Here is a 26032-nt window from a genome sequence, read left to right on the forward strand (position 1 = left end):
AAAATACACACCCGCTCTCACTTCCTCCTTATTCTCCTCACAATGATTGATGTTCTTTACGTTGCATGACGTCCGTTTTCATTGGCTAGCGGATAATTAACATCACTGACCACGAGCTAATAAACAAGAACACCTGGAGTCAATCATGAAACTCATCCCAAGCATCGCAGCCGTATTGATCGCCGCCGCTTCTTTCTCCACTTTCGCCGCGCCGCTGTCGTCGGTGAAACAGGTCAACAGCGAGCAGGCCGCCAATCTGCAAAGCATCGGCGTCGTGTCGGTTTCCGGCATTAGCGGCTCACCGCATGATGCCATCACCGCCCTTAAAGAAAAAGCCGCGGCGGACGGCGCCAGCCATTATCGCATTATCGGTCTGGACACCCCCGGGGATTCCAGCAACTGGCGCGGCAATGCGGAAATTTATCGCTAAGCATTGGCTTTTTTACGCTCTGGCCGCGGTAACGCGGCCAATAAAATAAACGGTCGCAATAATTATCTGAATAGTCGGTGTATAAACGACTTATTCTCAGGTCATTATTACGGCCGTTTTTCTTTGCGTGCCGTTGATGAGGTTGCATTTTATTACAACTGTGTCTGCCGCTTTCGGAATCATGTTAATGATTACTTAAGAAACTCGGCTCACATTGAGGGCTTAACCCAAGGAGGCCTCAATGTTAAATGCGACCCGGCTGCAACTGATGAATCACTTCGCTTACCTGCAGCAGTTTATGGCTTCACCGCGCACCGTCGGTACGCTGGCACCTTCTTCCCCGTGGCTGTGTCAGGCGATGCTGAACCAGATTGAATGGACCCGGGCGCTGTCGATCGCGGAACTGGGCGCGGCCGACGGGGTGTTGACCAAACGCATTCTGGGGCGGATGCGCGCCGATGCGGCGCTGGAGGCTTTCGAAATCCAACCCCATTTCGTGCATCGGCTGCGCGGGATAGACGATCGGCGGCTGCAGGTGATGGGCCACTCTGCGACCCGGATGGCCACGGATTACGACGTGGTGTTTTCCTGCCTGCCGCTGTTGTCGATCCCGGTCAGGATCAGCGTGCGCATTCTTCAGCAGGCCCGGCAGCGGCTGCTGGCGCGCAACGGCACGCTGGTGTTGTTTCAATACAGCCACCTGTCGGAAAAATTGCTGTCGCGCTATTTTCACTGGAAGCGCCTGCGGGTAGTGCGCAACTTCCCGCCGGCGCTGGTGTATGTCTGTACGCCGCGTTAGCTACAGTTTTTTCTCCATCACCACCACCTCTTCGTCATGCTGTCGCCGGCGTTCCACGGGATGCCAACCCCAGCCGGCGTACAGCGCTTCCGATTTGTCGGTAATGAGATGCAGAACCGAGTGATGGCGTTGCCGCGCCGCCTCGACGATGGCCATTTCAAGACGGTGGGCGATGCCTTTGCAGCGGTGATCGGGATGCACGAAGACGCCGGCCAGCCACGGGGTGAGATCCTGGCGCTGGTGATCGTCGCTGGGCCACAGGCTGGCCATACCGACCGGACGATCGCCGTCGATCATCATCAGCGTCAGGTGATCGTCGCTTGGCCGGCTGCATTGGGCGAAACGCAGCTGGGTGCGCGCCAGCGAACCGCCGCGCTGTGAACCCCATTGGCCGAAAGCCCAGGCGGCGCACACATCGGCAAACTGCGGGCACTCCGACAGCGGAATGATGCGTTGAGTCATGGCGGTCTCCCGGTTTTTTTGCTGTTTCCCCCTCCTATTTAACCGATTTTTCCGCCATTTTTTTAACTTTTTAAAGCCGCTATTTTAGCGGTTTCACGGTGTTTCACCGCATGCCCGGCACCGTTTCCCGGATTTCTTTTGGCAATCGCGGCATGGGATTGCAAGTGCTAATGAGAGTGATTATCATGCGCACACTATTTCCCCCGTTTCGGCTCAATCATGCGCAATTCCCTCATTTTACTGCTGCTTTCCCTGTGGTTCGGCATGTTCTCCGCCCAGGCGAAGACGGTAACCGACATCACCGGCCGCCAGGTCGCGGTGCCGGACAACCCGCAGCGCATCGTGGTGGGGGAGAGCCGCATGCTGTATACGCTGGCGCTGCTGGAGCCGGGCAACCCGGCGCAGCGCATCGTCGGCTGGCCGGCGGATCTGGCGCGCTTTGATGCACAAAGCTGGCAGCTGTATACGCAGAAGTTTCCACAGATAGCCCAGATCCCCGTCATCAGCGGCAATAACTTTCGCCAGGTCAACATCGAAAGCCTGCTGCAGCTGAAGCCGGATCTGGTGATCCTGGCGCGCTACGCGCGTGAAGACGGCGACAACGATCTGCTGGTTTCCGCACTGAGCAAGGCCGGCGTGGCGGTGATCTACGTCGATCTGCGCATCGATCTGCTGAACAACACCGTGCCGAGCGTGCGGCTGCTGGGCGAAGTGCTCAATCGCCAGCAACGCGCCGAGCAGTTCATCGCGTTTTATCAGCAGCATATGACGGTGATCCGGCAACGGCTGGCGGGCTATCAGGGGCCGAAGCCCAAGGTGATGCTGCACCTGCATCTGGGGCGGCGCGACACCTGCTGCACCACCGCCGCGCACGGCAACCTCGGCGATCTGCTGACCTTCGCCGGCGGCGACAACATCGCCAACGCCAGCGTCAAAGGGGTGTATGGCGAGCTGAACCCGGAAACCATTCTGAGCGCCAATCCCGACGTGTACCTCGCCACCGGCATGGCTGGGCCGCAGGGCAAACGGCTGTCCGATCTGCGCCTCGGGCCGCAGGTCAGCCCACAGGAGGCCGCCGACAGCTTCCGCCAACTGATCGCCAAACAGCCGATGCTGGCCAGCCTGCAGGCGGTGAAAAACCACCGCGCCTGGAGCGTCTGGCACAACTTTTACCTCAGCCCGTACCATGTCGTGCTGGTCGAGATGTTCGCCAAAGCGTTTTACCCGGATCTGTTCGCCGACATCAACCCGCAGCAGACCTTCCAACAGCTGTATCAGCAGTTTTTGCCGTTACCTTTTTCAGGGACCTATTGGAGTCGGTTAGATAATGAATAACAACAAGCGCGGCTGGTGGTGCGCATTGCCTTTGGCAGCCTGCGCGACATCGCCGGCGTGGGCGGCGGAAAAAGCCGCGCCGCAGGAAGAGAGCCTGGTGGTGGTCGGCCGCAAAGACGCCGACGGCGTGCAGAGCTATCAGCCGTTGACCAGCGTCACCGGCACCCGCAGCGAAACCAACCTGCTGAACGTGCCGCAGGCGATCGACGTGGTGCCGCAACAGGTGATTACCGATCAGGCGGTCAGCAGCTTGGACGAAGCGCTGTACAACGTCAGCGGCATAACCCAGGCCAACACGCTGGGGGGCACCCAGGACGCGGTAATGAAACGCGGCTTCGGCGACAACCGCGACGGCTCCATTCTGCGCGACGGTGTGCGCTCGGTGCAGGCGCGCAACTTTACGCCGACCACCGAGCGGGTGGAGGTGCTCAAGGGGCCGGCCTCGATGCTGTACGGCATGGGCGAGCCGGGCGGGATGATCAACATGATCACCAAAAAACCCCAGCTGCAGCAGCATACCCACGTGGAAGGCTGGGGCAGCAGTTTCAACGGCGGCGGTGGCCAGCTCGACGTTACCGGGCCGCTCGGCACGTCGGGGTTTGCCTATCGGATGATCGTCGATCACGATGAAACCGATTACTGGCGCAACTTTGGCCGCAATCGCCAGACGGTGATCGCGCCCTCGCTGATGTGGTACGGCGAGAACACCACCGTGCGGTTGGCCTATGAACATATGGAATATCTGGTGCCGTTCGATCGTGGCACCATTATCGATTCGCGCACCGGCAAACCGGTGAATACGCCGCGCGATCGCCGTTTCGACGAGGCTTATAACGCCACCCGCGGCGATCAGGACAGCGTCACTCTGCAGATCGATCAAACGCTCAATGAGCGCTGGAAAAGCTCGCTGACCTACGCCTACAGCCGCAACAGCTACAGCGACAACCAGGCGCGCGCCACGGCGCTGGACCCGGAGAGCGGCGTATTGAGCCGCCAGGCCGACTCGACCGCCCATGCCGTCAGCCACGCCAACGCGGTGCAGCTGACGTTCAATGGTGACGTGGACTGGGGCAGCATCAACCACCAGATGCTGTTCGGCTTTGATTTTGAAGATAACCGTACCTACCGCGGCGACATGATCCGCGGTAAAAAGAACAGCGATTTCAATATTTATCATCCGGTATACGGCCTGATGCCACCGTCGAACGCGGTGAGCGCCAAAGACAGCGACCAGCGGGAAAACCTCACCAGCTACGGCTGGTTTATGCAGGATTCCATCCAACTGACCGATAAATGGCTGGTGATGGGCGGGCTGCGCTACGACGCTTTCGACGTCTATGCCGGCAAGGGGCGGCCGTTCCAGACCAATACCGATAGCTCGGACGGCAAGCTGGTGCCGCGCGCCGGGGTGGTCTACAAGCTGACGCCTTACGTGTCGCTGTACAGCAGCTATACCGAGTCGTTCAAGCCGAACTCTTCCATCGCCACCCAGATTGATTCGCTGCCGCCGGAGCAGGGCAAGTCGTGGGAAGTCGGCGGCAAGCTGGCGCTGCCGAACGGTGTTACCGGCACGTTGGCGCTGTTCGACATCACCAAGCGCAACGTGATGGTCAGTGAGCTGGTGGAGGGCGAAACCGTGACGCGCACCGCCGGGCGCGTTCGTTCGCAGGGCGTGGAGCTGGACGTGGCCGGTAATCTCACCGACTCGCTGAGCCTGATCGGTTCCTATGCGTATACCGACGCACGGGTGGTGGACGATCCGGACAACAAGGGCAAAGAGATGACCAACGTGGCGCGCCACACCGCCTCGCTGTTCCTGACCCAGAACCTGGGCAGCCCGGGTCTTTACAGCGGCGATGAGGTGCGCATTGGCGCCGGTGCGCGCTACGTAGGGCGCCGCCCGGGTGATGCTGCCAACAGTTTCTACCTGGATAACTACACCGTTGCCGATGCGTTCGCCGCTTACACCATGCCGATCAACGGCTATCGGGTGAAATGGCAACTGAACGTGAAGAACCTGTTCGATAAAACCTACTACCCGTCCAGCGGCGGCAATTTGCGCGTGGCGGTGGGGGAACCGCGTGAGGTGGTGCTGCGCGGCAGTGTCGATTTCTAAGCCACGGGCGGTGAAATTTGCTTAAATAACCTCCCTAACGTTAAGGAGAACCCATGAGCCTGCAGATTCGTTTGGCGCAGCAGCGGGATATCGCGCATCTGATGGCGGTTGAACGCTCGGCGGCGCAGTTGTTTCGCCAACAGCCGGAATGGCGCTTTATTGCCGAAGGCGAGGTGATGGCCCCGCAGCAGCATGCCGCGTTTATCGCCGAGCGCCGTGAATGGCTGGCGGAAAGCGACAACGGCGAGTGCGCCGGTTTCATCGCCGTGCTGGCTCAGGGGGAAGACTGGCACATCGCCGAATTGTCGGTCGCCGGCACCTGGCAGCGGCAGGGCGTCGGCCGCCGCCTGATCGGCGCGGTGGCTGAAGAGGCCAAACGGCAGGGGGCTGGCCGCCTGACGCTCACCACCTTCATTGAGGTGCCGTGGAATGCGCCTTACTACCGGCGGTTGGGATTCCGGCCGCTTGAGGGCGCGCAGCTCACGGCCGCCTTGCGGCGGCATCTGGATGAGGATCTGGCGCACGGCTTTGCCGTCGGCAGTCGCTGTGCCATGGAATTTACACTATCGTAAATATTGAAATACAGAGCGGGCAGGGTATGATGCTGCCACCACGCCATCGCACCCGCTCGGCATTTTGGTATGCAATGCACTCAAGTCACCGCATAAGGGACAACCCGTAATGACACAAACCCTGTTCATGATAGGCGCTCGCGGAGCCGGCAAGACCACGGTAGGCCGCGCATTGGCGCTGGCGTTGGGCTATCAATTCGTCGATACCGATCTGTTTATGCAGCAGGCGGCGCAGATGAGCGTGGCGGAAATGGTCGAGCGCGAGGGTTGGCTGGGGTTCCGCCGCCGTGAGACCGTCGCGTTGCAAACCGTGACTAAGCCGTCAACTATAGTTGCCACCGGCGGCGGCGCGATCCTGGCGGAAGATAATCGTCAGTTTATGCGCCAGCATGGCACCGTTATCTACCTGCGCGCGCCGGCCAGCGTGTTGGCGCAGCGGTTGGAGGAGTACCCGGAAGATGCGCAGCGCCCGACGCTCACCGGCAGGCCGATCGCCGAAGAGATGCGCGAGGTGCTGGCCGCGCGGGAAGCGCTGTATCAGGATGCCGCACATTATGTGATGGACGGCGCCGCCGATCCGCAGCGGGTGGTGGAACAAATCCTCGCGGTGCTGCCGCGTGAGACGGTGAAATAACCTTTTCTTCTCTTCGGGCGCTGTGCGCCCGTTTTTCTATTCCGTTTGCCGAGCGGCCGCAAAGTATGCCCCGGGCGTGACGCCGAAGCGGCGGCGAAAGGCGGCGATGTAGGCGCTGACGTTATCATAGCCGCAGGCGTCGGCCACCTCGCCAACCGCTTTGCCGCGTGATAACCCCTCCAGTGAACGCAATACCCGCGCCTGCTGGCGCCACAGCGCGAAGCTGATGCCGGTTTCCTGCAGAAAACGGCGGCTCAGGGTGCGCGGGCTGAGTCCGGCCCAGGCGGCCCAGTCGCACTGGCTGCGCAGGCTGGCGGGATCGTTCAGAAGCGCCCGAGCGATGTTCAGCAACCGGGCGTCCTGCGGCAATGGCAATTGCAAAGGGGCGCGGCTTGCCGCGTGCATTTCGTCCAGCAGCACCTGCAGCAGCCGCCGTTGCGGCGCACTCAGCGGGCCGGCGGGGAACTGCGTGATGCGCTCCACCAGGGCCTGCAACAACGCAGAGGCCGTGAACAGCTGCGGCAGCGGCGGCATCTCCGGCACGCTTTCCACCGGCAGATACAGGCTCCAGCCCGCCACGTCGCCACAGGCCAGCGCCTGATGGGCGCATCCCGGCGGCAGCCAGCCCAGCGTGCCGCCGGTGATCGCCCATTGCCGGCCCGGGAGTTCCATTGCCAGCATGCCGCGCGTCAAGAGATAGATCTGGCCGCCTTCGTGCCGGTGCCAGGGCGTCAGGTGCTTTTTTTCATGCTGAAGGCGTTGGCTGCGGATCTGCGTCATGTTGGCCGTTTAACGTTATTGAAGGTCTTGATGTGGTTATTATGCCATCGCCTGGCCGGGATAGGATCGCCGTTCACCCTATTTCGGAGAAATGTGATGACTCAACTTACCCCGCTGAATCTGGTGCTCGATACGCTGCAACAGGTGGTCGCCAGCCCGGAGCATCGGCCGACGCACCTCGCCGCCCGTTTCAGCGCAGGCTACCGCCAGCAGGTGGATGGCAAGGTGCTGAACTTCGAGCAGTTTGAGCAGCATATGGCGCTGCTGAAGCGGCAAACTCGCCGCATGACGCTGAGCGTGATCGCGGCGGCGGAGCAGGGCGAAGCGGTGCTGACTCACCATCTGGTCGAGGTGGAAAAGCGTGACGGTTCCCGCTGCCGCGTGCGGGTGTTGGCGCACTTCACCGTGCGTGAAGGGCGTATTTGCGCCTGCGACGAATTGACCGAGCTGTTGACGGGCGCTCCCGGCGATCGCGATCTTGGTTCACGCGTGTCGGAATGAGGGCGGCTGCTATACTTGCTACTGTGTGAAACACACGGGAGAACGGCATGCGCGAAAATGATCAACCTGCTTATCCGCGGAGCGCCCGCGTCGTAGAGGTGTTTCGGGGGGACCCGAACCTGCATCTGCGCCGTTTTGAAGTGCGCACCGACGACATTGAGCCGAATACGCTGCTCAGTGAACATGAAACCGAGCAGGAAGCGCTCGACGCCAAGCACCGCTATGAAGACGAGGCGCTAGAGCACTGACCTGCAGCCCAGCGGAAACCGGCGCCAGGCCGGTTTCCTGTTTATGCCCCCGCGTTAGCACATATTTCCCAGAACAATATTGATAATGATAATCATTTATGTGATTTTTATCGCCCCTATTGGGTGTTTCACTTCTGGGAAAAGAGATGTCCAATTCCGAGTTGCAGGCGCTGTTTCTGCGCCATATGCGGCCGCTGCAAGCCTATTTGAACGCCAAACTGCGCGACCCTCAGCTGGCCGCGGATTTGGCGCAGGAAAGTTTTACCCGCCTTACCGAGCAATATCCGCAGGGTAACATTCTCGATATCGAAGCCTACCTGTATAAAACCGCCAAAAACCTGATGCTCGACCATCTGCGCCAGCAGCAGCGGCGGCAGACCGAAGCGGTCGAAGACGACATTCTGGCGCAGTATCCCTCCGGTGAACCGGCGCTTGAACAACTGGCGATCGATAGCCAATTGCTGCAGCTGTTGCAGCAGGCGCTGGCGGACATGCCGCCGCGCACGCAGCAGATTTTCCGCCTTAACCGGCTCGATGGCCTGACCCAGGCGCAGGTGGCGGCGCAGCTGGGCGTGTCGCTCAGCACGGTGGAAAAACACCTGGCCAGCGCGCTCGAGCGGCTGATGGCGCGGATGGAAGAACAATAATGGCAATTTTTTTACGGGTTTATCCGCGCTCAGACGTCTTAACCTATAACCAGAAAAAACAGAGGTCTATGCCATTATGAAACCGCTAACCGCACAGGCGCGACAGCAGGCGGCCGCCTGGGCCGTGAGCCTGGCCGAAGGGGCGCTGCCGGCCGATCGGCGGCGAGCGTTGGACGCCTGGCTGGCCGCCGATCCGCAGCATCCGGCGGCGCTGCGTCAGGCTTGCCTGCTGTGGACGACGCTGGGACAGCTGCCGCCTGAGCAGCGGCAGGCGTTACAACCGCAGGTGGCGACGCTGAAAACGTCATCCCATCGCAGGTGGCCCCGCTGGGCGGCGGCGGCGGCGGTGGCGATCGCCGTTTCCTTCGGCGTTTATCACGGGCCGGATCTATGGATTGGCATGCAGGCGGATTATCAAACCGTTCGCGGCGAGGTGCGCGAAGTTGCGTTGCCGGACGGCAGCCGGGTGGCGCTGGACAGCGGCAGCGCGATCGCACTGGCGTATTCCGCAGGTGAACGCAAGGTGCGGCTGCTTAGCGGCGCCGCCTATTTTGTCGTCGCGCCGTTGGGCGGGCCGGAACGTCGCCCGTTCAGGGTGGAGGCGGAAAACGGCGTCACCCAGGCACTGGGCACCGAGTTCAGCGTGGCGCGCACCGAACAGGGCGTCGACGTCAGCGTGCATCAGCACAGCGTGCGGGTAACGCTTGAGCGCGGCGAGCGTTCGCTGGTGGTTGCGCAACGCCAGGCGGCGCATTACCGCAACGGGCAGCTGCAGCTGACGCGGCAAACGGCCGGTGATGACGCCTGGCGGCGCGGCTGGCTGGTGATCGACCGCCAACCGCTGACGCAGGCGCTCGCGCAGCTCAACCGCTATCGCGAAACCCGCATCGTAGCGATCAATCCCGAACTCAGATCGCGTACGGTCAGCGGCGTGTTCGCGCTCAATAAACTCGACGACGGCGTCGGCGCCATTCGTCAGGAACTCTCCGCCCGCCAGCTGAATCTCCCCGGCATCACGCTGCTTTACTGAGCGGCGCAGGCGGGCCGGGATGCCCGTTTCGCCGCTATTTTCACTTTCTGTAAAAAATCTTTACGGGTTTTTGCCTCCCGGAACGTCCTTATGTTTAAACGAGATTGATTTCCATTATCACTTGGTTTGACATTCTTTCGGGTGGAACACACACGCATGCTTATTCATAAGGGAACCACGCCGGCCGGCCGATTGGCCACGGCGGTACGCGCCGCGCTGGCGGCGATGATGCTGACTCAGCCGGCTGTGGCGCTCGCCGTCCAGGCTGAGGCGAACGGTGCGCAGGCCGCACAGCAAAAGCATTTCAACATTGCGGCGCAGCCGCTGCAGAGCGCCATGTTGCGCTTCGCCGAGCAGGCCGGCATGCAGGTGTTTTTCGACGAGGTGAAGCTCGACGGCATGCAGGCGGCGGCGCTGAACGGCAGCATGAGCGTTGAACAGGGCCTGAGGCGCTTGATCGGCGGCAATTCGGTGGCTTTCCGCCTGCAGCCGCAGGGGCAGATCGTATTGAGCCGGCTGCCGACGGCTAACGGAGAGGGCGGCGCGCTGGCGTTGGACAGCCTGACGGTGCTGGGCGCCGGCGGCATGAGCGCCAACGATTGGGTTTACGACGAACCGCGCTCGGTCAGCGTCATTAGCCGCGAACAGATGGACAACCGCCCGGCGCGGCACGCGGCCGATATTCTGGAACAGACCACGGGGGCCTATTCCAGCGTCAGTCAGCAAGATCCGGCGCTGTCGGTTAACATCCGCGGCATACAAGACTATGGCCGGGTGAACATGAACATCGACGGTATGCGGCAGAATTTTCAAAAGAGCGGCCATGGCCAGCGTAACGGCACCATGTATATCGATTCTGAACTGCTGTCCGGCGTGACCATCGACAAGGGCACCAGCGGCGGTATGGGCAGCGCCGGCACGCTCGGCGGCATCGCCACCTTCAATACCGTCAGCGCGAGCGATTTCCTGGCGCCGGGCAAAGAGCTGGGCGGCAAGCTGCACGCCAGCACCGGCGATAACGGCACCCACTTCATCGGCAGCGGCATACTGGCATTGGGCAACGAAACCGGCGATATCCTGCTGGCCGCCAGCGAACGCCACCTCGGCGACTATTGGCCCGGCAATAAGGGCGACATCGGCAACATTCGCATCAATAACGACACCGGCAATTACGATCGCTACGCCGAGAGCATCAAGAACAACAAAATCCCCGACACTCATTACCGCATGCACTCGCGGCTGGCCAAGGTGGGCTGGAACCTGCCCGCCAACCAGCGCCTGCAGCTGAGTTATCTGCAGACCCAAACCGCGTCGCCGATCGCCGGCACGCTGACCAACCTGGGTACCCGGCCGCCCTATGAACTGGGCTGGAAGCGCACCGGCTACAGCGACGTGATGGCGCGCAACGCGGCGTTCGACTATAGCCTGGCGCCGGAAGGCGTCGACTGGCTCGATTTTCAGGCCAAGCTGTATTACGTCGATACTCAGGATGACAGCGACACCTACAGCACCAGTTCGCTGCTGGACAACGGCTACGCGACGCGCACCCGTCTGCGTACCTATGGCGCACAGGCGCAAAACACCTCGCGCTTCAGCCTGGCGCCGGGGCATGACTTCCGCGCCAATTACGGGCTGGAGTTCTATTACGACAAAGCCACCAGCGACTCTTCCCGCCAAGGCATGGATGGGGTGACGCCGGCCGGCAACCGTTCGGTAGCCAGCCTGTTCGCCAATCTGACCTATGACTACGACGGCTGGCTGACGTTGGAAGGCGGGCTGCGTTACGACCGCTATCGCCTGCGCGGCCAGACCGGTCTGAGCTACGCCGACTTCCCGTATACGGCGGAGAATCCCTGCAAACAACTGCGGCTGCGCAACTGCCTGGCGACGACCACGCAGCAGGAGTGGAACGTCGATCGCGATCAGGGCAAGCTGTCGCCGACGCTGGCGCTGGCGGTGCGCCCCGGCGTGGAGTGGCTGGAGCTGTATACCACCTACGGCAAATCCTGGCGGCCGCCGGCGATCACTGAAACGCTGACCAACGGCAGCGCGCACAGCACCTCTACGCAATATCCCAACCCGTTCCTGCAGGCCGAGCGCTCGCGCGCCTGGGAAGTGGGGTTCAACGTGCAGCAGCCTGACCTGTGGTTTGAGGGCGATCGGTTGGCGGCCAAGGTGGCCTATTTCGACACCAAAGTGGATAACTACATCAACCTGGCGATTAACCGCGACAAGCCGGGGCTGGTGCAGCCGAGCATCGGCAACGCCGCCTACGTCAACAATCTGTCGAAAACCCGCTTCCGCGGGCTGGAGTACCAGCTCAACTATGACGCCGGGGTGTTCTACGCCGACCTGACCTACACCCACATGATCGGTAAAAACGAGTTTTGCTCCAGGAACGCCTGGCTGGGCAATCGCCTGCGTTACGGCGCCAACTCCCGGCCGGGCAACTTCTACGCGGAGCAGGATCCGACGGCGAATGACGCCGTGTCCTGCGACGGCGGCTCGCAGTTCGGCACCGCCGCTTACCTGCCGGGCGATCGCGGCTCGGTGACGCTGGGCGGCCGCGCTTTCGATCGCAAGCTGGACGCCGGGGTGACCGTGCGCTTCGCGCCGGGCTATCAGGACAGCTCGGTGCCGTCCAACTACCCGTATCTGGCCGACTGGCCGAAATACACCCTGTTCGATCTGTACGCCAGCTACAAACTGACCGACAGCCTGACGCTGCGCGGCTCGGTGGAGAACCTGACCAACCGCGCCTACGTCGTCAGCTACGGCGAGACGCTGGCCAATACCCTGGGGCGCGGCCGCAGCGTGCAGGGCGGGGTGGAGTACCGTTTTTAAGCAGTAAAAGGGCGTTGCTCATCGTTGAGCACAGAGGTCGCCTCGCAAGGGGCGCCGTTCATCAATGGAGATAGAGAAATGGCATTTTCAGTCAATTATGACAGCAGTTTCGGCAGCTACAGCATCCATAACTATCTGAACGAGTGGGCGTCGTCGTTTGGCGATATCAACCACACCAACGGTAATGTCACCGACTCCAACAGCGGCGGTTTCTACGGCGGCAGCCTGTCCGGCAGCCAATATGCCGTGACCAGCACCGCCAATAACATCACCTCGTTCGTGGCGGGCGGCAACCTGACCTACACCCTGTTCAACGCACCGGCGCACACCCTGTACGGTCAACTGGATTCCCTGTCGTTCGGCGACGGCTTGAACGGCGGCGGCTCCACGCCGTACAACATCCAGGTGCCTGACGTCAGCTTCGGCGGCCTGAATCTCAGCAGCCTGCAGGCGCAGGGCCATGATGGCGTGGTGCACCAGGTGGTGTACGGCCTGATGTCCGGCGATACCGGCGCGCTGGAAACCGCGCTGAACGGCATCCTCGACGACTACGGTCTGAGCGTCAACTCCACCTTCGATCAGGTGGCGGCGGCGACGGCGGTGGGCGTGCAGCACGCCGACAGCCCGGAATTGCTGGCGGCCTGATCGCGGCCGTTTGCCCGCCGGCGCCGCGTGCCCCGGCGGGCGTTTTCTCGTTTTTAGCCGATGGAAAACGCCATGAAAAACGCCGTCAGGCGCGGAGAAGTGATGAGCGTGCTGGGCGCATACCGGCGCGGATTTTGGGGCATTGCGCTGTTTACCGCAGTGATCAACCTGCTGATGCTGGCACCGGCGCTGTACATGTTGCAGGTTTACGATCGCGTGTTGCCGTCTGGCAACCGCATGACGCTGGCGATGCTGACCCTGATGGTGGTCGGCCTTTACCTGTTTATGGGCCTGCTGGAGTGGGTGCGCAGCCAGGTGGTGATCCGCCTTGGCGCCCAGATGGATATGCGCCTCAATCAGCGGGTCTACGACGCTGCCTTCGAAACCAATCTGAAAACCGGCAACCCGCTGGCGGGGCAGGCGCTGAACGATCTGACCAATCTGCGCCAGTTCGCCACCGGCAATGCGCTGTTCGCCTTTTTCGATGCCCCCTGGTTCCCGGTTTATCTGCTGGTGGTTTTTCTGCTTCACCCCTGGCTTGGCGCGTTGGCCAGCGCCGGGGTGATCGTGCTGGTGCTGCTGGCCTGGCTCAACCAGCGGGTGTCGCAGGCGCCGCTGGCGGAGGCCGGCCGCGTCGCGCTGAGCGCCACGCAACAGGCCAACGGCAACCTGCGCAATGCCGAAGCCATCGCCGCCATGGGCATGTTGACCGACTTGCGCTTGCGCTGGCTGCGGCAGCATCAGCAGTTCCTGCTGCTGCAGAACCGCGCCAGCGAGAAAATCGCCGTGGTCACCGCCTGGTCGAAAACCGTGCGTCTGGCGCTGCAGTCGCTGATGTTGGGTTGCGGCGCGCTGCTGGCGGTCAACGGCGACATTACGCCGGGCATGATGATCGCCGGATCGATCCTGATCGGCAGGGTGTTGGGGCCGATCGATCAACTGATCGGCGCCTGGAAGCAGTGGTCATCGGCGCGCCAGTCCCTGCAGCGGCTGGAGGTGATGCTGGCCGCTAACCCGCCACGAATACCGAGTCTGCCGCTGCCGGCACCCGGCGGTACATTGGCCGTGAATCAGCTGACCGCCAGTGCGCCAGGCGGCACGGCGCCGGTGTTGCACGGCGTCAGTTTTCGCCTGGAGGCCGGCGAGGTGCTGGGCGTGATTGGCGCGTCCGGCTCCGGCAAAACCCTACTGATGCGCCAACTGGTTGGCGCGCTGACGCCGCTCAGCGGCGACGTGCGGCTGGACGGTGCAGACATTCAGCAGTGGGACAAGCAACAACTCGGGCCGCATATCGGTTACTTGCCGCAGGATATCCAGCTGTTCGCCGGCACCCTGACGGACAACATCGCTCGCTTTGGGCTGGTCGACGCCGAGAAGGTGGTGGCCGCGGCGGCGCTGGCCGGCGTGCATCAGCTGATCCTGCATTTACCGAAAGGCTATGAGACCGAGCTGGGTGAAGGCGGCAGCGGCCTATCCGGCGGCCAACGTCAGCGGGTGGCGCTGGCGCGCGCGCTGTATGGATCTCCGGCGCTGGTGGTGCTGGACGAACCGAACGCCAACCTTGATCGCGAAGGGGAAGGGGCGCTGCAGCGGGCGATCGAAGCGCTGAAGGCGCGCGGCACCACCATCGTGTTAGTGACCCACAAACCGGCGATCCTGGCGACCACCGACAAATTGCTGGTGCTGAGCGCCGGCCAGATACAGCACTTCGGCCCCAGCGACGCCATCCTGAAAAAACTGCCTGGTTTTGCGCCCGCCGCCGCACCGGCCAATGCCGGGCGCAGCAACGGCGGCTTCAACGTCAATTACGCCAACTTCGCCAAAACGGCCAGCGGTGAACGAAAAGTATGAGCAATCAGAGTGTGATCCCCGGCGATATCGACGCCCTTTCCCGGCAGTTCGACGAAGGCCGTTATCTGCGGCTGGGAGGCTGGCTGGTGCTGTTGGGGTTTGGCGGTTTCCTGCTATGGGGGCTGTTGGCGCCGCTGGACAAAGGCGTGCCGGTTTCCGGCAGCGTGGTGGTGGCCGGCAACCGCAAGGCGGTGCAGCACCCGAGCGGCGGGGTGGTGTCGCAGATTCAGGTGCATGAGGGCGACCGGGTCAGCGCCGGGCAGGTGCTGTTGTTGATGGATACCGTCGACAGCCGCACCCAGCGCGATGCGCTGCGCAGCCAGCAGTTGAGCAACGCCGCGCAGCAGGCGCGGCTGCAAGCCGAGCGCGACGGTCTGCAAGCGATCGCTTTCCCGCCATCGCTGCAAGCGCGGCGAGAAGAGCCGGAGGTGATGTCGCTGATTCTGCTGCAGCAACAGCTGTTCACCAGCCGCCGTGCGGCGCTGCAGAGCGAGCTGGCGGCGATCGCGGAAAGCATCGCCGGATCGCAGGCGATGTTGGAAGGGGTTCGGCAGTCTTACGCCAGCAAACAGCGGCAAAAGGCCATGCTGCAGGAGCAACTGGGCGGCATGCGCAAGCTGGCGGCGCAAGGGTATGTGGCGCGCAATCGGCTGCTGGATCTGGAAGGGCAGCATGCGCAGATCGACGGCCAGGCATCCGAGGACAGCGGCAATATCGGCCGTCTGGGGCGCCAGATCCTGGAGCTGAAACTGCGGGCGATCCAGCGGCGGGAAGAGTATCAGAAAGAGGTCAGCAGCCAGCTGGCCGAGGTGCGGATGAAGTTGGACGAGCTGGATAACCGCCTGGCCAAGGCGGAGGCCGATCTGGGGCATACGCAGGTGAAAGCGCCGGTGGCGGGCACCGTGGTGGGGTTGAGCGTGTTCACCGAGGGCGGCGTGATCGGCGCCGGTCAGCAACTGATGGAGATCGTGCCCAGCGATCGGGGGCTGCAGGTGGAGGCGCGTATCCCGGTCGAACTGATCGACAAGGTGCAGGTGGGACTGCCGGTCGAACTGTTGTTCTCGGCGTTCAACCAAAGCACCACGCCGCGCGTCGAGGGTGAAGTGACGCTGGTCGGGGCCGATCGCCTGACCGACGAGAAAAGCGGCGCGCCTTATTACAGCGTGCGCGCCAAGGTCAGCGAAGAAGGATTGCAACGCTTGAGCGGGTTGGAGATCCGCCCGGGGATGCCGGTCGAAGGCTTCATCCGCACCGGTGAGCGTTCGATGATGAACTATCTGTTCAAACCGCTGACCGATCGCCTCCATTTGGCGCTGACGGAAGAGTGAGCATGTCGGTTTCGCCGCTGCCTTTCGCCGCGCCCGGTGCCACCATGCCCTGGCGCCGTTGTCTGGTGTTGGTGCTGGCGCTGCATCTGCTGGTTGCCGCGCTGCTTTGGCCCTGGCGAGACAAGGCCGAGCCGCCGTGGGTGCCGCCGCCGGCGGTGATGGTGCTGATGGCCGCCGCGCCGCAGGCCCCGGCCGAGGCGAAACAACCGCCGGGACAAAGGACGCCGCCGCCTCAGGTTGAACCGCCGGCGCCACCGGAGCCGTTGCCGCTAGTGAAAGTGCCTGACGCCGCGCAGCCGAACATCGCCGTGCCGCCGAAACAGAAAAAACCGCCTAAGCCGGTGAAGAAAAACAACCTGCCCCGCACGCCGCCGCACGAGAGAATCATCGCGCCGCCGAAGGTTCAGGAACAAAGCGTCGGCGCGCCGCCGCCGGGGCGCGCGGATAAAACGGCCGCGCCGCAAACCCGCCTGACGCCCTATGCTCAGGCGGGGGAGGACAACTGGCGCAGCCGCATCAGCGGCCGCCTGAATCGCTTTAAGCGTTACCCCAAAGACGCACTGCGGCTGAAGCGCCAGGGCGTCGGGCAGGTGCGTTTCACGTTGGACAGACAGGGCCACGTGCTGGCGGTGACGCTGGTCAGCAGCGCCGGGCTGCCGTCGCTGGATCGTGAAATCCAGGCGCTGGTCAAACGCGCTTCGCCGCTGCCCACGCCGCCGTCGGACGCCTACGTCAACGGCACGGTGGAATTGACGCTGCCGATCGATTTCAGTTTGCGCGGTGCGGGTTTTTGACGCGGTTGTTTCATGGCGATGGCCTGAGCGTGGCGCACGGAAACCTTTGCCTCTGCGCCGTGATCGCATTTCGCGCGAAAAACCAGTGACAGATCAACTGCAATCCCCCAATATGGATTTTCCATCAAGATGATTACGCGGGTGCCAGTCTATGCTGAAAGTGAATGAGTATTTTGCCGGAAAAGTGAAGTCTATCGGTTTTGACAGTAGCAGCATCGGTCTTACCAGCGTGGGTGTGATGGAAGAGGGCGAATACACCTTCTCCACCGCGCAGCCGGAAGAAATGACGGTGATCACCGGAGCGCTGAAAGTGCTGCTGCCGGGGGCGCCGGACTGGCAAGTGTTTACGCCGGGCGAGAAGTTCTTCGTGCCGGGGCACAGCGAGTTCAACCTGCAGGTGGCCGACGCCACCGCTTATCTGTGCCGCTACCTGAGCAAATAAACGTTGCTCGTTAGGGGAACGCAGGGCTCAGCGAAGGCTGGGCCCTGGTCGTTTCTGAGGCGGGATTAACGCTGGGCTTCGCCGCCGAGCGCTTCGATGGTGTTTTTGATCAACGCCGCCAGCTCGCTGGTCATTAGGATAAAGTCGGCGTCAAAGCGCTGGGCGAAGTCATCGCGATCGATATCGTCGTTCTGCTCGCGCAGCGTGTCGGCGAACTTCAGGCGCTTGAGCGAACCGTCGTCCGACAGCATCAGCTGGATGCGCTCCTGCCAATCCACCGCCAGCTTGGTCACCAGCTTGCCGGCTTCGATGTGCACCGCGATTTCGTCGCTGATCAGATTCTGTTTCTTGCAGCGGATCACGCCGCCTTCTTCCAGAATCGCTTTCAGTTCCGCTTCATCCTGAATGGCGAAGCCGGCCGGCATCTCACCGGAACGCACCCATTCGGTCAGCGTCAGTTCGATCGGGCTTTCCATGGTCAGCGGCACCACCGGCAGCGAGCCGAGGCTCTTGCGCAGCAGCGCCAGCGTGTCTTCGGCGCGTTTGGCGCTGGCGGCGTCGACCATGATCAGGTCGTTGACGGTGTCTATCCACATGAAGGTCTGGTTGAAGCGGCTGAACGCGCGCGGCAGCAGGCTGTGCAGCACTTCATCCTTCAGCGCGTCCTTCTCGGTTTTCTTCAGTTTGCGGTGTTGCTCCGCTTCCAGGCGCTCAATCTTGGCCTGCAGCTCTTGCTTGATCACCGGCGACGGCAGGATTTTCTCTTCCTTGCGCGCGCAGATGACGATCTGGCCGTTGACCGCGTGCGTCAGCGCATCGCTGTGCGAGCCCATCGGGGAGACCCAGCCGGTCTTCGCCATGTCCTGGCTGCCGCACGGCGTGAAGGCGAACGCGCTGAGTTGTTTTTCCATTTCATCCGCGTTTAACGCCACTTCGCGGCTCAAACGGTAAACCATCAAATTCTTAAACCACAGCATAATGTTATCCCTGGCTGGGCGTGCGTTCGGCACGCTGATTCGTCAAAAGCAGGGCGGCATGATAACGAATTGACGCTGAAAAATCGCCCCATTCTCTCCGAATTGCGTCGCTTTGCGCATCGGGAAAGGACGGGACGGAGAATGGGAAACAGGTGATTCATTCGCGCGCTTACATTAGGCTGTGACAACGCTGCGCGGCATCGAGGAGAAAAAATACGTGCGCATTGGCATCGACTTGGGTGGAACGAAAATTGAAGTGATCGCGTTGGCGAATGACGGGCGGGAGCTGTTTCGCCATCGCATCGCCACGCCGCGCCATGACTACCGGCAAACCCTGGCGGCGATCGCCGGGCTGGTGAAACTGGCGGAGGATCATACCGGCGAACGAGGATCGGTCGGGATCGGCATTCCCGGCACGCTGTCGCCGTTTACCGGGCGAGTAAAGAACGCCAACTCGGTGTGGCTCAACGGCCAGCCTCTGGATAAGGATCTGTCGGCGCTGCTGGCGCGCGAGGTGCGCATCGCCAACGACGCCAACTGCCTGGCGGTGTCGGAAGCCACCGATGGCGCCGGCGCCGGCGCGAAAACCGTGTTTGCGGTCATCATCGGCACCGGCTGCGGCGCCGGCGTGGCGCTGAACGGCCAGGCGCATGCCGGCGGCAACGGCATCGCCGGCGAATGGGGCCACAATCCGCTGCCGTGGCAGGATGACGATGAGCTGCGCTACGCCCGCGACGTGCCGTGCTACTGCGGCAAGCCGGGTTGCATCGAAACCTTTGTTTCCGGCACCGGTTTCGCCACCGACTATGCGCGCCTGAGCGGCAATGCGCTGCAAGGGCATGAGATCATGGCGCTGAGCGAGCGGGGCGATGCGTTGGCGGAGCAGGCGATTGGCCGCTACGAAATGCGATTGGCGAAATCGCTGGCGCACGTGATCAACATGCTGGATCCGGACGTGGTAGTGCTCGGCGGCGGCATGAGCAACGTGGATCGTCTGTACCGCACGGTGCCGCAGTTGGTGAAAGACTGGGTGTTCGGCGGCGAGTGTGAAACGCCGATCCGCAAGGCGGTTCACGGCGATTCCAGCGGCGTGCGCGGTGCGGCCTGGCTGTGGCCGCAACAGCAGCGCTAAGCGTTGCAACAAAGCGCGAGGCTGCTCGCGCTTTAAACCCTTTGCTGTACAAAAACTGGACGGCACTTTATGCTTTAGCTAACTTAGCTAAGGAGGACGCGTATGCCGATTCAGGCCAATATGCACGAAGCCAAATCCAATCTGAGCCAGCTGGCGGACAGAGCCGCGGAGGGAGAAACCGTGATTATTGCAAAAGCAGGGAAGCCGTACGTACAGCTGGTCGCCATCAAGGGGGAAGCGCGCCGCCCTGGCGCCGCCAAGGGCAGGTTCACCGTGCCGGCGGATTTCAACGCCGGGGATGCTGCCATTGCGGCGCTGTTTGAGGGCGATGAATGAAGCGCCTGCTGCTGGATACCCACGCGTTGCTGTGGTGGCTGATCGATGACGCCTGCCTGGGCGCGAACGCCAAAAGGCAGATCGCCGATCCGGGCAATGCAGTGTACGTCAGCGCGGCCAGCATTTGGGAGATCTCGATTAAGCAGGCGCTGGGCAAGCTGGTGCTGCCGGAAGACATCTTTGCGATCATCGAGGCCGAAGATTTTCTGTCGCTACCGATGGACGCCTTTCATTGCCAACAGGCCGGGCAGCTGCCGCCCCATCATCAGGATCCTTTCGATCGCATGCTGATCGCGCAGGCGCAGGCCGAGGGGCTGACGCTGATTTCCGCCGACGCGGTGTTTCCGCAGTACGGCGTGCGGGTGGCGGACGCCCGCCGTTAAACCGGCTTTTCCTCGCTTTCGCTGCGCACCCGTTCGATATGAATGGTCAGGAACATCATCTCTTCCGTGGTGAGCTGGTGTTGATAGTGCTTTTCGATGTGGCGGTTGATCTTGCCGGCGCAGGCGAATGACTCGCGGTACTTCTCTTTCACCACCTGATACAGCGAGTCGTCGTCGCTGTCGACATAGTTTTTCCCCAGCAGGCGCTGGGCGAAAAATTTCAAATGGGTGACGAACCGGTGGTAGCTCAGGGATTCCTCATTGTAATCAAAGCGGAAATGGTATTTGACCAGGTTGAGGATCTCTTGCATCACGCGGGTAATGTGCAGCGTGTTGTGCATCTCGTCGTTAAGCTGGGCGTTGACCAGGTGCAGGGCAATAAATCCGGCTTCGTCTTCCGGCAGCGCGGTATCCAGCCGCTGGGCGATCAGAGCCAGCGCCTCCAGCCCGACGGCGAATTCGGCCGGGTAGAGCTTTTTAATCTCCCACAGCAGCGCATTTTTGATATCCAGCCCTTGCGCATGGCGCTGCAGGGCGAAATGGATGTGATCGGTGAGCGTGATGTAGACGATGTTATGCAACTTGCCCGGCAGGCGTTCGCGGGCGAGGGTAATGATCCTGTCGGCAGTGGTGACGCAGGCCAATGGGATCTCGGCGAGCAGCTCTTTATAGCGCTCGGCGATTTCACCGCCGTTATGGGTGAACACCTTTTCGATCAGGCTTTCGTCCAGCGTATCGCCGGGCTTCTTTTTAAAGCCGATTCCTTTTCCCATCACCACCGTCTCTTCCTGACGGTCGTCCAGCGTAATCACCACGTTATTATTGAGTATTTTAGCGATTTTCATGGTTTTTCCCGGTGTTTCAGCATCCTGAAAACGAAAAAACCTGACGCCCGGAAGCGATCCCGGGCGTCAGGTTTTGCCTGTATTTTATGTTTCTGTCCTGCGGCCTGAGCGGCGAAGGGGATACAGTAACAATCCTGTTATGCCTGCATAATAACCCGTGCTCGCCGCGGCTCAACGCTTTTCACTGCGGAGTGCCGCCGCGGTCACACTTCTGCGCCGTGCGCGGCGGGATCATTCCAGCCTGAAGTGCGCCTCTAGCCGGCTGACGCCAAGCCCGTTGACCTTTTTCACTTTGATCTGCACCGGAATACGCTCTTTCATCGCCTCGACGTGACTGATCACGCCAATGGTTTTGCCGGAGGCGTTCAGACTGTCCAGCGCGTCCAGCGCGGTATCGAGGGTTTCGGCATCCAGCGTGCCGAAACCTTCGTCGAGGAACAGCGAGTCGATGCTGGTTTTGTGGCTGACCAGATCGGACAACGCCAGCGCCAGCGCCAGGCTGACCAGGAAGCTCTCGCCGCCGGACAGGGTGCGGGTATCGCGCAGCGCATCCGCCTGCCAGGTGTCCACCACCTGCAGCTCCAGCGCATCGCTGGTCTTGCGCTGCAGCAGGTAGCGCCCGTGCAGACGGCCGAGCTGATTGTTGGCCAGGTAAACCAGATGATCGAGCGTCAGCCCCTGAGCGAAGCGGCGGAACTTGTCGCCTTCTTTTGAGCCGATCAGTTGGTTGAGGTAGCTCCAGTCATCGTAGTCTTGCTGGCTGCGGGCGATCTGCTCGAACAGCGCCTGCTGATTGAGACGGCGTTCGGCGTCGCTTGCCAGCTGGTTGCGCAGTTCGCCCTGGCGCAGCTGCAGCGCCTTCAACTGCTGTGCCAGCTCGGCCAGCGATTGGGTGAGCGCGTTGAGATCCGCGTTGGCTTCATCCAGCCCTTCAGGGCGGTTCTGCCGGTGCTGTTCCAGCGTTTGCGTCGCCTGTGTCAGCAGGGCGGCGGCCTCCACCTGCCGCTGTTGCAGCTGTTCTTTGCGCTGCTGCAATTCGCGGCGCAGGGCGTCGTCCAGCAGCGCGGCGGCGAAGGCGGTTTCATCGGCGAATTCGCTGTCGGCCAGCGCCTGCTGCCACTGCTGCTGCGCCTGCTGCAGCCGCTCCTGCATCTGGGTGTGTTGTTGTTGCAGCCCGGCCTGCTGGCCGGCCAGGCGCTCGCGCAGTTCCTGCGCCTTTTGCCAGTGCTCGGCGGCCTGCAAACTGGCCTGTTCACAGGCGGTTTGTTTGGCGCGCAGCTGTTCGCGCACCTCGGCGACCTGCTGTTCGCCGAACAGCACCAGCCGCTGCGCACGTCGTTCAGCGAGGGTCTTCTCGCCTTCTTGCCAGCGTTGTTGCAGCTCTTGCTGCTGTTGCAGGCTGTCGGCGTGGGCTTTCTGCAGCAGCGTAAAGCGTTCTTCGAGCAACGCCAGCTGTTGCTGCGCCTGCTGCTGCTGCGTTTGCAGAGCGATGAGCGCATCCTTCGCCTGCTGTACCGCCTGCGCCGCCTGTTCATGCTGCTGCAGCGCCTGTTGCCCGCGCCGTTCTTCGTCGTCGCAGCCGTTCAGCCAGGCGCTGAGTTGCTCGCCATCCGCCAGCGTAAAGTCGAACGCCAGCGGCGCGCTGAGCTGCTGCCACTGCTGCTGTTGGGTAGCCAGCTGCTGTTCATCCTGCGCGATGGTTTGCTGCTGACGCTGCAACTGCTGTTGCAGGTTGTCGTAACGAGCTCGCAGCTCGACGCCTTGTTTTTGCAATGCTTCGGTCTGGACTTTCATTTGCTCCAGACGTTGCGCGGTTTCTGACAGTTTTACCTCTTGGTATTGTTCTACCGCCGGGTGCTCGCATGAGCCGCACAGCGGGCAGGGGGCGCCGGGTTGCAAACGGGCGCGCTCGGCCTCCAGACCCACGATCCGTTGTTCCAGCACATAGGTTTTTTCAACATCGGCCTGGTGGGCTTTCTGCTGCTTAAATCGCTGACGGATGAGTTCTAGCTGTGGTTCCAACTGGGTAAGTTCATGTTGACCGCTGTTTAGCTCTTGCCGCTGTTGTTCCAGCCGTTTAACGATTTGCTGCGATAAAGAGGATAGAGTAAACAGCTGCTGGCGCGTCGGGCGCAGATCCGCCAGGACGCCCAGGCGCTGGCGCAGCGGGGCCTGCGGCGTTTGCGCCTCCAGCGCCTGCTGCTGTTGCTGTTGAGCGGCCAGCGCTTCACTCAGCGCATTCAACTGCTGCTGAAACTGTGCGCTCTGCGTCGTCAGTTGGCTGCGCTGAGCGGTGAGCTGCTCCAGCGCGGTCTGCTGCTGGGCGCACTGCTGCGCGGCGGCATCGCCGGCCTGTCGCCGCTCGGCCTGGGTCGATAGCAGTTGGGCTATTTGATGGTCGAGCGGGGCGACCTGCTCGTCGATCAGCTGTTGCTGTTGCCGCATGTGTTCGGCATGCGCTTGCTGCGCCTGGCGGGTTTTCTCCACCGCCTGCTGCAGCGGGGTCAACTGCGCCGACTGCTGTTCCTGCTGTTGCGTCAGCTGGGCTGCCTGCTGTTGTATCGTCTGCAGCTCGGCGCGGCAGCGATCGCGTTCACCGCGCAGCGGCCGCAATTTCTCGGCCGGCTCGCTGAGCGCCAGCCGCTGCAGCTGCGGGGCGGCCTCCGCCTGCTCGCGCTGGGCGGTGTCCAGCCGCAATTGCCCCTCGCTTTGCTGTTGCCGGAGGCGTTGCCATTGCTGCAGCCAGCTCAGCGCCTGTTGCTGTCGCTGGGTTTGTTCGCCGAGAGCGATTTCCTGCGCGCTCAGCGCCGTCAGCTGTTCGGTCAGAGACTGGCGCTGCTCGTCGTTCAGCAGTTCGATGCCGCTGGCGCGTTGGTGCAACGCATCCAGGTCGGTTTTGGCCTGCTTGTGCGACTCGAACACCTGTTCGGACAACCGCCCGTAGATTTCGGTGCCGGTCAGCTCTTCCAGCAGCTCGGCGCGATCGTTGGCGTCGGCGTTGAGGAAGGCGGCGAACTGCCCCTGAGACAGCATCATCGATTTGGTGAAGCGGCCAAAGTCCAGCCCGGTGATGGCGGCGGTAAGCTCCAGCTTGTCGCGCACCTTGTCCGCCAGGATCTTGCCGTCCTCGCGGCGTGCCAGTTCGACCTTCGGCGCCTGCAGATTGCCGTCTGGCGCGTTTTTGGCGCGGCGCTGGCTCCAGAAGGCGCGATAGCCGATGCCCTTGACCTCGAACTCGACCTCCGCCAGCGATTCGGCGGTGTGGCGGGTCATCAGTTCATTCTGGCTCGGCGTGACGTTGAGGCGCGGCGTCTGGTGGTACAGCGCCAGGCAGATGGCGTCCAGCAGGGTAGTTTTGCCCGCACCGGTCGGGCCGGTAATGGCGAACAGGCCGTTGCTGGCGAACGGCTCGGCGGTGAAGTCAATCTTCCATTCGCCCTGCAGCGAGTTGAGGTTTTTTAACCGCAGGCTGAGGATTTTCATGGGTTGCTCTCTTCAGGGGTGTGCTGCACCGCCTCGACCACCTGGCGGAACAGTTGATGCATCCGCCGTTGGCGCGCTTCGGGCATGTCGGCCTCCTGCGCCAGGCGCCGTTCGAACACCTCGTTGACGCTCAGCTCGTTGAGCGTTTCCTTATCCTGCTGCGCGATCGCCTGGCGGCGCTGTTCTTTACTGCGCCGCAGCAGCACCACTTCCACCGGCAACGCATCCGCCATCAGCTGGATGCGGCGCTGGATATCGCTGAGGTAGTCCTGCGTCGCCACTTCGATATCCAGCCACACCGGCAGCTCGCCGGCATAATCGGCAAATTGCCGCAGCTGCCGTTCGATCTCGGCCAGATCGCCTTTGATCAGTTGCATGGGCTGAAACTGCGGGATCGTTAACGTTGCTACCCGTTGTAAAGCGCCGTCGGCGAAATCCACCAGGAAGACGCTTTTGGCTTTGCCCAGCTCATCGAAGCTCAGCGGGATCGGCGAGCCGCTATAGCGAATATGCTCCGATTTGGCGACGTTCTGCGCGCGGTGAATGTGGCCCAGCGCGATATAGTCGGCGGGGGGGAAGGCCTGCGCCGGGAAGGCGTCGAGGGTGCCGATATAGATGTCGCGCACCGAGTCGGAGGTGGTAACGCCGACGGTGGTCAGGTGGCCGGTGGCGACGATCGGCAGTGGCAGGCCCAACTGGTCGCGGCGCTCGCAGGCCGCCTGATACAGCGCTTGATAATGTTCGGCGATGGCTTCCTGCAGCGCCTGCTGTTTCTGCGCGCCGGATTCGCCGGCGCGGCTAGTGAGCAGATCGCGCGGCCGCAGGAACGGGATGGCGCACAGCACCGCGCCCGGCTGGCCGTCGCGTTGGTTAAGCACCACGATCTGCTGTTCCGGGGCGCCCTGCGCGCTGGCGATCACCGTGGTGTTCAGGCAGGAAAGCAGTTCACGCGATTCGTTCAGCGTCGCGACCGAATCGTGGTTGCCGCCCAGCACCACCAGTTGGCAGCCGGTGCGCTGCAGTTCCACCACGAAGCGGTTGTACAGCTCGCGGGCATAGCTGGGCGGCGAGCCGGTATCGAACAGATCTCCGGCGACGATCAGCGCATCCACCTGCTGCTGATCTACCTGTTCGATCAGCCAGTTCAGAAAAGCCTGGTGCTCGGCGGCGCGGCTTTTGGTGAAAAAGTACTGGCCAAGGTGCCAGTCAGAGGTGTGGATCAGGCGCATGACACTCCCGGATGTAAAGATAATGGCGATGATTATAAAGGCCGCGGCGGCGGCTGTCCCGGCGCAATGATGATGACAACCGGATGATTTTTCGTTACTGCGGGAAATAATCGCTATGCTTACTGCCTATAACAGCCGGTTTTTTTCATAAAAGTGTCACAAAACTGACGCATAATGGCGCCCGAAAAG

Annotated in this window: 25 protein-coding genes; 19 read left to right on the forward strand and 6 right to left on the reverse strand. The window is 62.1% G+C overall.

The genetic code is table 11. From position 1 onward, the window contains the following. Positions 1-145: 145 nt before the first annotated feature. Complete coding sequence (locus ACJ8PN_RS00210; RefSeq protein ID WP_004940519.1) at positions 146-430, forward strand: YdgH/BhsA/McbA-like domain containing protein; 285 nt, start codon at positions 146-148, stop codon at positions 428-430. A 241-nt stretch (positions 431-671) separates the two neighbouring features. Further along, the gene (locus ACJ8PN_RS00215; protein WP_004940516.1) at positions 672-1229 is read left to right on the forward strand and encodes a class I SAM-dependent methyltransferase; all 558 of its coding nucleotides are present in this window, start codon (positions 672-674) and stop codon (positions 1227-1229) included. On the opposite strand, the gene ACJ8PN_RS00220 is transcribed toward ACJ8PN_RS00215, so the two are convergent. After that, positions 1230-1691: a GNAT family N-acetyltransferase gene (locus ACJ8PN_RS00220; protein ID WP_171453399.1), complete on the reverse strand. Its 462-nt coding sequence runs from the start codon at positions 1689-1691 to the stop codon at positions 1230-1232. A gap of 219 nt (positions 1692-1910) precedes the next feature. Here ACJ8PN_RS00220 and ACJ8PN_RS00225 point away from each other — a divergent pair, with 219 nt between their 5' ends. From ACJ8PN_RS00225 to aroL, 4 genes are all read left to right on the forward strand, one after another. Beyond that, entirely contained in the window at positions 1911-3026 is a 1116-nt protein-coding gene (locus tag ACJ8PN_RS00225) for an ABC transporter substrate-binding protein (protein ID WP_442534454.1), read from the forward strand. Beyond that, on the forward strand, positions 3019-5142 hold the full coding sequence (locus tag ACJ8PN_RS00230; RefSeq protein WP_351109977.1) for a TonB-dependent siderophore receptor: 2124 nt from the start codon (positions 3019-3021) through the stop codon (positions 5140-5142). Before ACJ8PN_RS00225 ends, ACJ8PN_RS00230 begins: the two co-directional genes overlap by 8 nt. A 53-nt stretch (positions 5143-5195) precedes the next feature. Continuing rightward, positions 5196-5714, forward strand: coding sequence for a GNAT family N-acetyltransferase (locus ACJ8PN_RS00235; RefSeq protein ID WP_004940503.1), 519 nt, complete (start codon positions 5196-5198; stop codon positions 5712-5714). Positions 5715-5823: 109 nt separating this feature from the next. Beyond that, positions 5824-6348 (forward strand): shikimate kinase AroL, encoded by a 525-nt coding sequence (gene aroL, locus ACJ8PN_RS00240; protein ID WP_442534455.1) that lies wholly within the window; start codon positions 5824-5826, stop codon positions 6346-6348. Between the two features lie 36 nt (positions 6349-6384). On the opposite strand, the gene ACJ8PN_RS00245 is transcribed toward aroL, so the two are convergent. Beyond that, positions 6385-7128, reverse strand: coding sequence for a helix-turn-helix domain-containing protein (locus ACJ8PN_RS00245; protein WP_442534456.1), 744 nt, complete (start codon positions 7126-7128; stop codon positions 6385-6387). A gap of 96 nt (positions 7129-7224) precedes the next feature. Here ACJ8PN_RS00245 and ACJ8PN_RS00250 point away from each other — a divergent pair, with 96 nt between their 5' ends. From ACJ8PN_RS00250 to ppnP, 10 genes are all read left to right on the forward strand, one after another. Continuing rightward, the gene (locus tag ACJ8PN_RS00250; RefSeq protein WP_044031852.1) at positions 7225-7629 is read left to right on the forward strand and encodes a nuclear transport factor 2 family protein; all 405 of its coding nucleotides are present in this window, start codon (positions 7225-7227) and stop codon (positions 7627-7629) included. 47 nt (positions 7630-7676) lie between these two features. Continuing rightward, complete coding sequence (locus tag ACJ8PN_RS00255) at positions 7677-7877, forward strand: YaiA family protein (protein WP_015376810.1); 201 nt, start codon at positions 7677-7679, stop codon at positions 7875-7877. 146 nt (positions 7878-8023) lie between these two features. Next, positions 8024-8524 carry an RNA polymerase sigma factor gene (locus ACJ8PN_RS00260; protein ID WP_021504701.1) on the forward strand — a complete coding sequence of 167 codons (501 nt, stop codon included), beginning with the start codon at positions 8024-8026 and terminating at the stop codon, positions 8522-8524. 76 nt (positions 8525-8600) lie between these two features. Continuing rightward, positions 8601-9554: a FecR family protein gene (locus ACJ8PN_RS00265; RefSeq protein WP_442534457.1), complete on the forward strand. Its 954-nt coding sequence runs from the start codon at positions 8601-8603 to the stop codon at positions 9552-9554. 156 nt (positions 9555-9710) lie between these two features. Continuing rightward, on the forward strand, positions 9711-12398 hold the full coding sequence (locus ACJ8PN_RS00270) for a TonB-dependent hemoglobin/transferrin/lactoferrin family receptor (RefSeq protein ID WP_442534458.1): 2688 nt from the start codon (positions 9711-9713) through the stop codon (positions 12396-12398). Between the two features lie 78 nt (positions 12399-12476). Then, the gene (locus ACJ8PN_RS00275; RefSeq protein WP_004940479.1) at positions 12477-13043 is read left to right on the forward strand and encodes a heme acquisition protein HasA; all 567 of its coding nucleotides are present in this window, start codon (positions 12477-12479) and stop codon (positions 13041-13043) included. A 72-nt stretch (positions 13044-13115) separates the two neighbouring features. Further along, the gene (locus tag ACJ8PN_RS00280; protein ID WP_442534459.1) at positions 13116-14894 is read left to right on the forward strand and encodes a type I secretion system permease/ATPase; all 1779 of its coding nucleotides are present in this window, start codon (positions 13116-13118) and stop codon (positions 14892-14894) included. Next, on the forward strand, positions 14891-16222 hold the full coding sequence (locus ACJ8PN_RS00285; protein ID WP_442534460.1) for an HlyD family type I secretion periplasmic adaptor subunit: 1332 nt from the start codon (positions 14891-14893) through the stop codon (positions 16220-16222). The genes ACJ8PN_RS00280 and ACJ8PN_RS00285 overlap by 4 nt, the downstream gene beginning before the upstream one ends. A 2-nt stretch (positions 16223-16224) precedes the next feature. Then, positions 16225-17016 carry an energy transducer TonB gene (locus ACJ8PN_RS00290; RefSeq protein ID WP_442534461.1) on the forward strand — a complete coding sequence of 264 codons (792 nt, stop codon included), beginning with the start codon at positions 16225-16227 and terminating at the stop codon, positions 17014-17016. Between the two features lie 151 nt (positions 17017-17167). After that, positions 17168-17458, forward strand: a complete 291-nt coding sequence (gene ppnP / locus ACJ8PN_RS00295) for a pyrimidine/purine nucleoside phosphorylase (protein WP_004940463.1) — start codon at positions 17168-17170, stop codon at positions 17456-17458. Between the two features lie 65 nt (positions 17459-17523). Here ppnP and rdgC read toward each other — a convergent pair whose 3' ends face one another. Then, positions 17524-18435 carry a recombination-associated protein RdgC gene (gene rdgC / locus ACJ8PN_RS00300; protein WP_004940461.1) on the reverse strand — a complete coding sequence of 304 codons (912 nt, stop codon included), beginning with the start codon at positions 18433-18435 and terminating at the stop codon, positions 17524-17526. Positions 18436-18652: 217 nt separating this feature from the next. Here rdgC and mak point away from each other — a divergent pair, with 217 nt between their 5' ends. From mak to ACJ8PN_RS00315, 3 genes are all read left to right on the forward strand, one after another. Further along, positions 18653-19567 (forward strand): fructokinase, encoded by a 915-nt coding sequence (gene mak / locus ACJ8PN_RS00305; protein ID WP_171455027.1) that lies wholly within the window; start codon positions 18653-18655, stop codon positions 19565-19567. 102 nt (positions 19568-19669) lie between these two features. Further along, positions 19670-19903 carry a type II toxin-antitoxin system Phd/YefM family antitoxin gene (locus ACJ8PN_RS00310; RefSeq protein ID WP_004940455.1) on the forward strand — a complete coding sequence of 78 codons (234 nt, stop codon included), beginning with the start codon at positions 19670-19672 and terminating at the stop codon, positions 19901-19903. Next, positions 19900-20286 (forward strand): type II toxin-antitoxin system VapC family toxin, encoded by a 387-nt coding sequence (locus ACJ8PN_RS00315; protein ID WP_442534462.1) that lies wholly within the window; start codon positions 19900-19902, stop codon positions 20284-20286. The genes ACJ8PN_RS00310 and ACJ8PN_RS00315 overlap by 4 nt, the downstream gene beginning before the upstream one ends. Here the strand turns inward: ACJ8PN_RS00315 and licT are convergent. The 3 genes from licT to sbcD form a co-directional block, all read right to left on the reverse strand. Next, positions 20283-21131 carry a BglG family transcription antiterminator LicT gene (licT, locus tag ACJ8PN_RS00320; protein WP_004940446.1) on the reverse strand — a complete coding sequence of 283 codons (849 nt, stop codon included), beginning with the start codon at positions 21129-21131 and terminating at the stop codon, positions 20283-20285. The genes ACJ8PN_RS00315 and licT overlap by 4 nt on opposite strands. A 231-nt stretch (positions 21132-21362) precedes the next feature. After that, entirely contained in the window at positions 21363-24614 is a 3252-nt protein-coding gene (gene sbcC / locus ACJ8PN_RS00325) for an exonuclease subunit SbcC (RefSeq protein WP_442534463.1), read from the reverse strand. Beyond that, positions 24611-25843 carry an exonuclease subunit SbcD gene (sbcD, locus tag ACJ8PN_RS00330; RefSeq protein WP_442534464.1) on the reverse strand — a complete coding sequence of 411 codons (1233 nt, stop codon included), beginning with the start codon at positions 25841-25843 and terminating at the stop codon, positions 24611-24613. Before sbcD ends, sbcC begins: the two co-directional genes overlap by 4 nt. Positions 25844-26032 lie beyond the last annotated feature (189 nt).

This window comes from Serratia sp. CY76391 (genome assembly GCF_052166695.1).
Taxonomy (GTDB): Bacteria; Pseudomonadota; Gammaproteobacteria; order Enterobacterales; family Enterobacteriaceae; genus Serratia; species Serratia nematodiphila.

Excerpts from the sequence above, each read along its gene's own strand:
- ACJ8PN_RS00315 (WP_442534462.1), top strand. The coding sequence starts at position 19,900 with ATGAAGCGCCTGCTGCTGGATACCCACGCGTTGCTGTGGTGGCTGATC.
- ACJ8PN_RS00290 (WP_442534461.1), top strand. The coding sequence starts at position 16,225 with ATGTCGGTTTCGCCGCTGCCTTTCGCCGCGCCCGGTGCCACCATGCCC.
- aroL (WP_442534455.1), top strand. The coding sequence starts at position 5,824 with ATGACACAAACCCTGTTCATGATAGGCGCTCGCGGAGCCGGCAAGACC.
- ACJ8PN_RS00220 (WP_171453399.1), bottom strand. The coding sequence starts at position 1,691 with ATGACTCAACGCATCATTCCGCTGTCGGAGTGCCCGCAGTTTGCCGAT.
- ACJ8PN_RS00210 (WP_004940519.1), top strand. The coding sequence starts at position 146 with ATGAAACTCATCCCAAGCATCGCAGCCGTATTGATCGCCGCCGCTTCT.
- ACJ8PN_RS00250 (WP_044031852.1), top strand. The coding sequence starts at position 7,225 with ATGACTCAACTTACCCCGCTGAATCTGGTGCTCGATACGCTGCAACAG.
- ACJ8PN_RS00260 (WP_021504701.1), top strand. The coding sequence starts at position 8,024 with ATGTCCAATTCCGAGTTGCAGGCGCTGTTTCTGCGCCATATGCGGCCG.
- ACJ8PN_RS00255 (WP_015376810.1), top strand. The coding sequence starts at position 7,677 with ATGCGCGAAAATGATCAACCTGCTTATCCGCGGAGCGCCCGCGTCGTA.
- ACJ8PN_RS00225 (WP_442534454.1), top strand. The coding sequence starts at position 1,911 with ATGCGCAATTCCCTCATTTTACTGCTGCTTTCCCTGTGGTTCGGCATG.
- sbcD (WP_442534464.1), bottom strand. The coding sequence starts at position 25,843 with ATGCGCCTGATCCACACCTCTGACTGGCACCTTGGCCAGTACTTTTTC.
- ACJ8PN_RS00245 (WP_442534456.1), bottom strand. The coding sequence starts at position 7,128 with ATGACGCAGATCCGCAGCCAACGCCTTCAGCATGAAAAAAAGCACCTG.
- ACJ8PN_RS00285 (WP_442534460.1), top strand. The coding sequence starts at position 14,891 with ATGAGCAATCAGAGTGTGATCCCCGGCGATATCGACGCCCTTTCCCGG.
- ACJ8PN_RS00310 (WP_004940455.1), top strand. The coding sequence starts at position 19,670 with ATGCCGATTCAGGCCAATATGCACGAAGCCAAATCCAATCTGAGCCAG.
- sbcC (WP_442534463.1), bottom strand. The coding sequence starts at position 24,614 with ATGAAAATCCTCAGCCTGCGGTTAAAAAACCTCAACTCGCTGCAGGGC.
- licT (WP_004940446.1), bottom strand. The coding sequence starts at position 21,131 with ATGAAAATCGCTAAAATACTCAATAATAACGTGGTGATTACGCTGGAC.
- ACJ8PN_RS00230 (WP_351109977.1), top strand. The coding sequence starts at position 3,019 with ATGAATAACAACAAGCGCGGCTGGTGGTGCGCATTGCCTTTGGCAGCC.
- ACJ8PN_RS00235 (WP_004940503.1), top strand. The coding sequence starts at position 5,196 with ATGAGCCTGCAGATTCGTTTGGCGCAGCAGCGGGATATCGCGCATCTG.
- ACJ8PN_RS00280 (WP_442534459.1), top strand. The coding sequence starts at position 13,116 with ATGAAAAACGCCGTCAGGCGCGGAGAAGTGATGAGCGTGCTGGGCGCA.
- ACJ8PN_RS00275 (WP_004940479.1), top strand. The coding sequence starts at position 12,477 with ATGGCATTTTCAGTCAATTATGACAGCAGTTTCGGCAGCTACAGCATC.
- rdgC (WP_004940461.1), bottom strand. The coding sequence starts at position 18,435 with ATGCTGTGGTTTAAGAATTTGATGGTTTACCGTTTGAGCCGCGAAGTG.
- ACJ8PN_RS00215 (WP_004940516.1), top strand. The coding sequence starts at position 672 with ATGTTAAATGCGACCCGGCTGCAACTGATGAATCACTTCGCTTACCTG.
- ACJ8PN_RS00270 (WP_442534458.1), top strand. The coding sequence starts at position 9,711 with ATGCTTATTCATAAGGGAACCACGCCGGCCGGCCGATTGGCCACGGCG.
- ppnP (WP_004940463.1), top strand. The coding sequence starts at position 17,168 with ATGCTGAAAGTGAATGAGTATTTTGCCGGAAAAGTGAAGTCTATCGGT.
- ACJ8PN_RS00265 (WP_442534457.1), top strand. The coding sequence starts at position 8,601 with ATGAAACCGCTAACCGCACAGGCGCGACAGCAGGCGGCCGCCTGGGCC.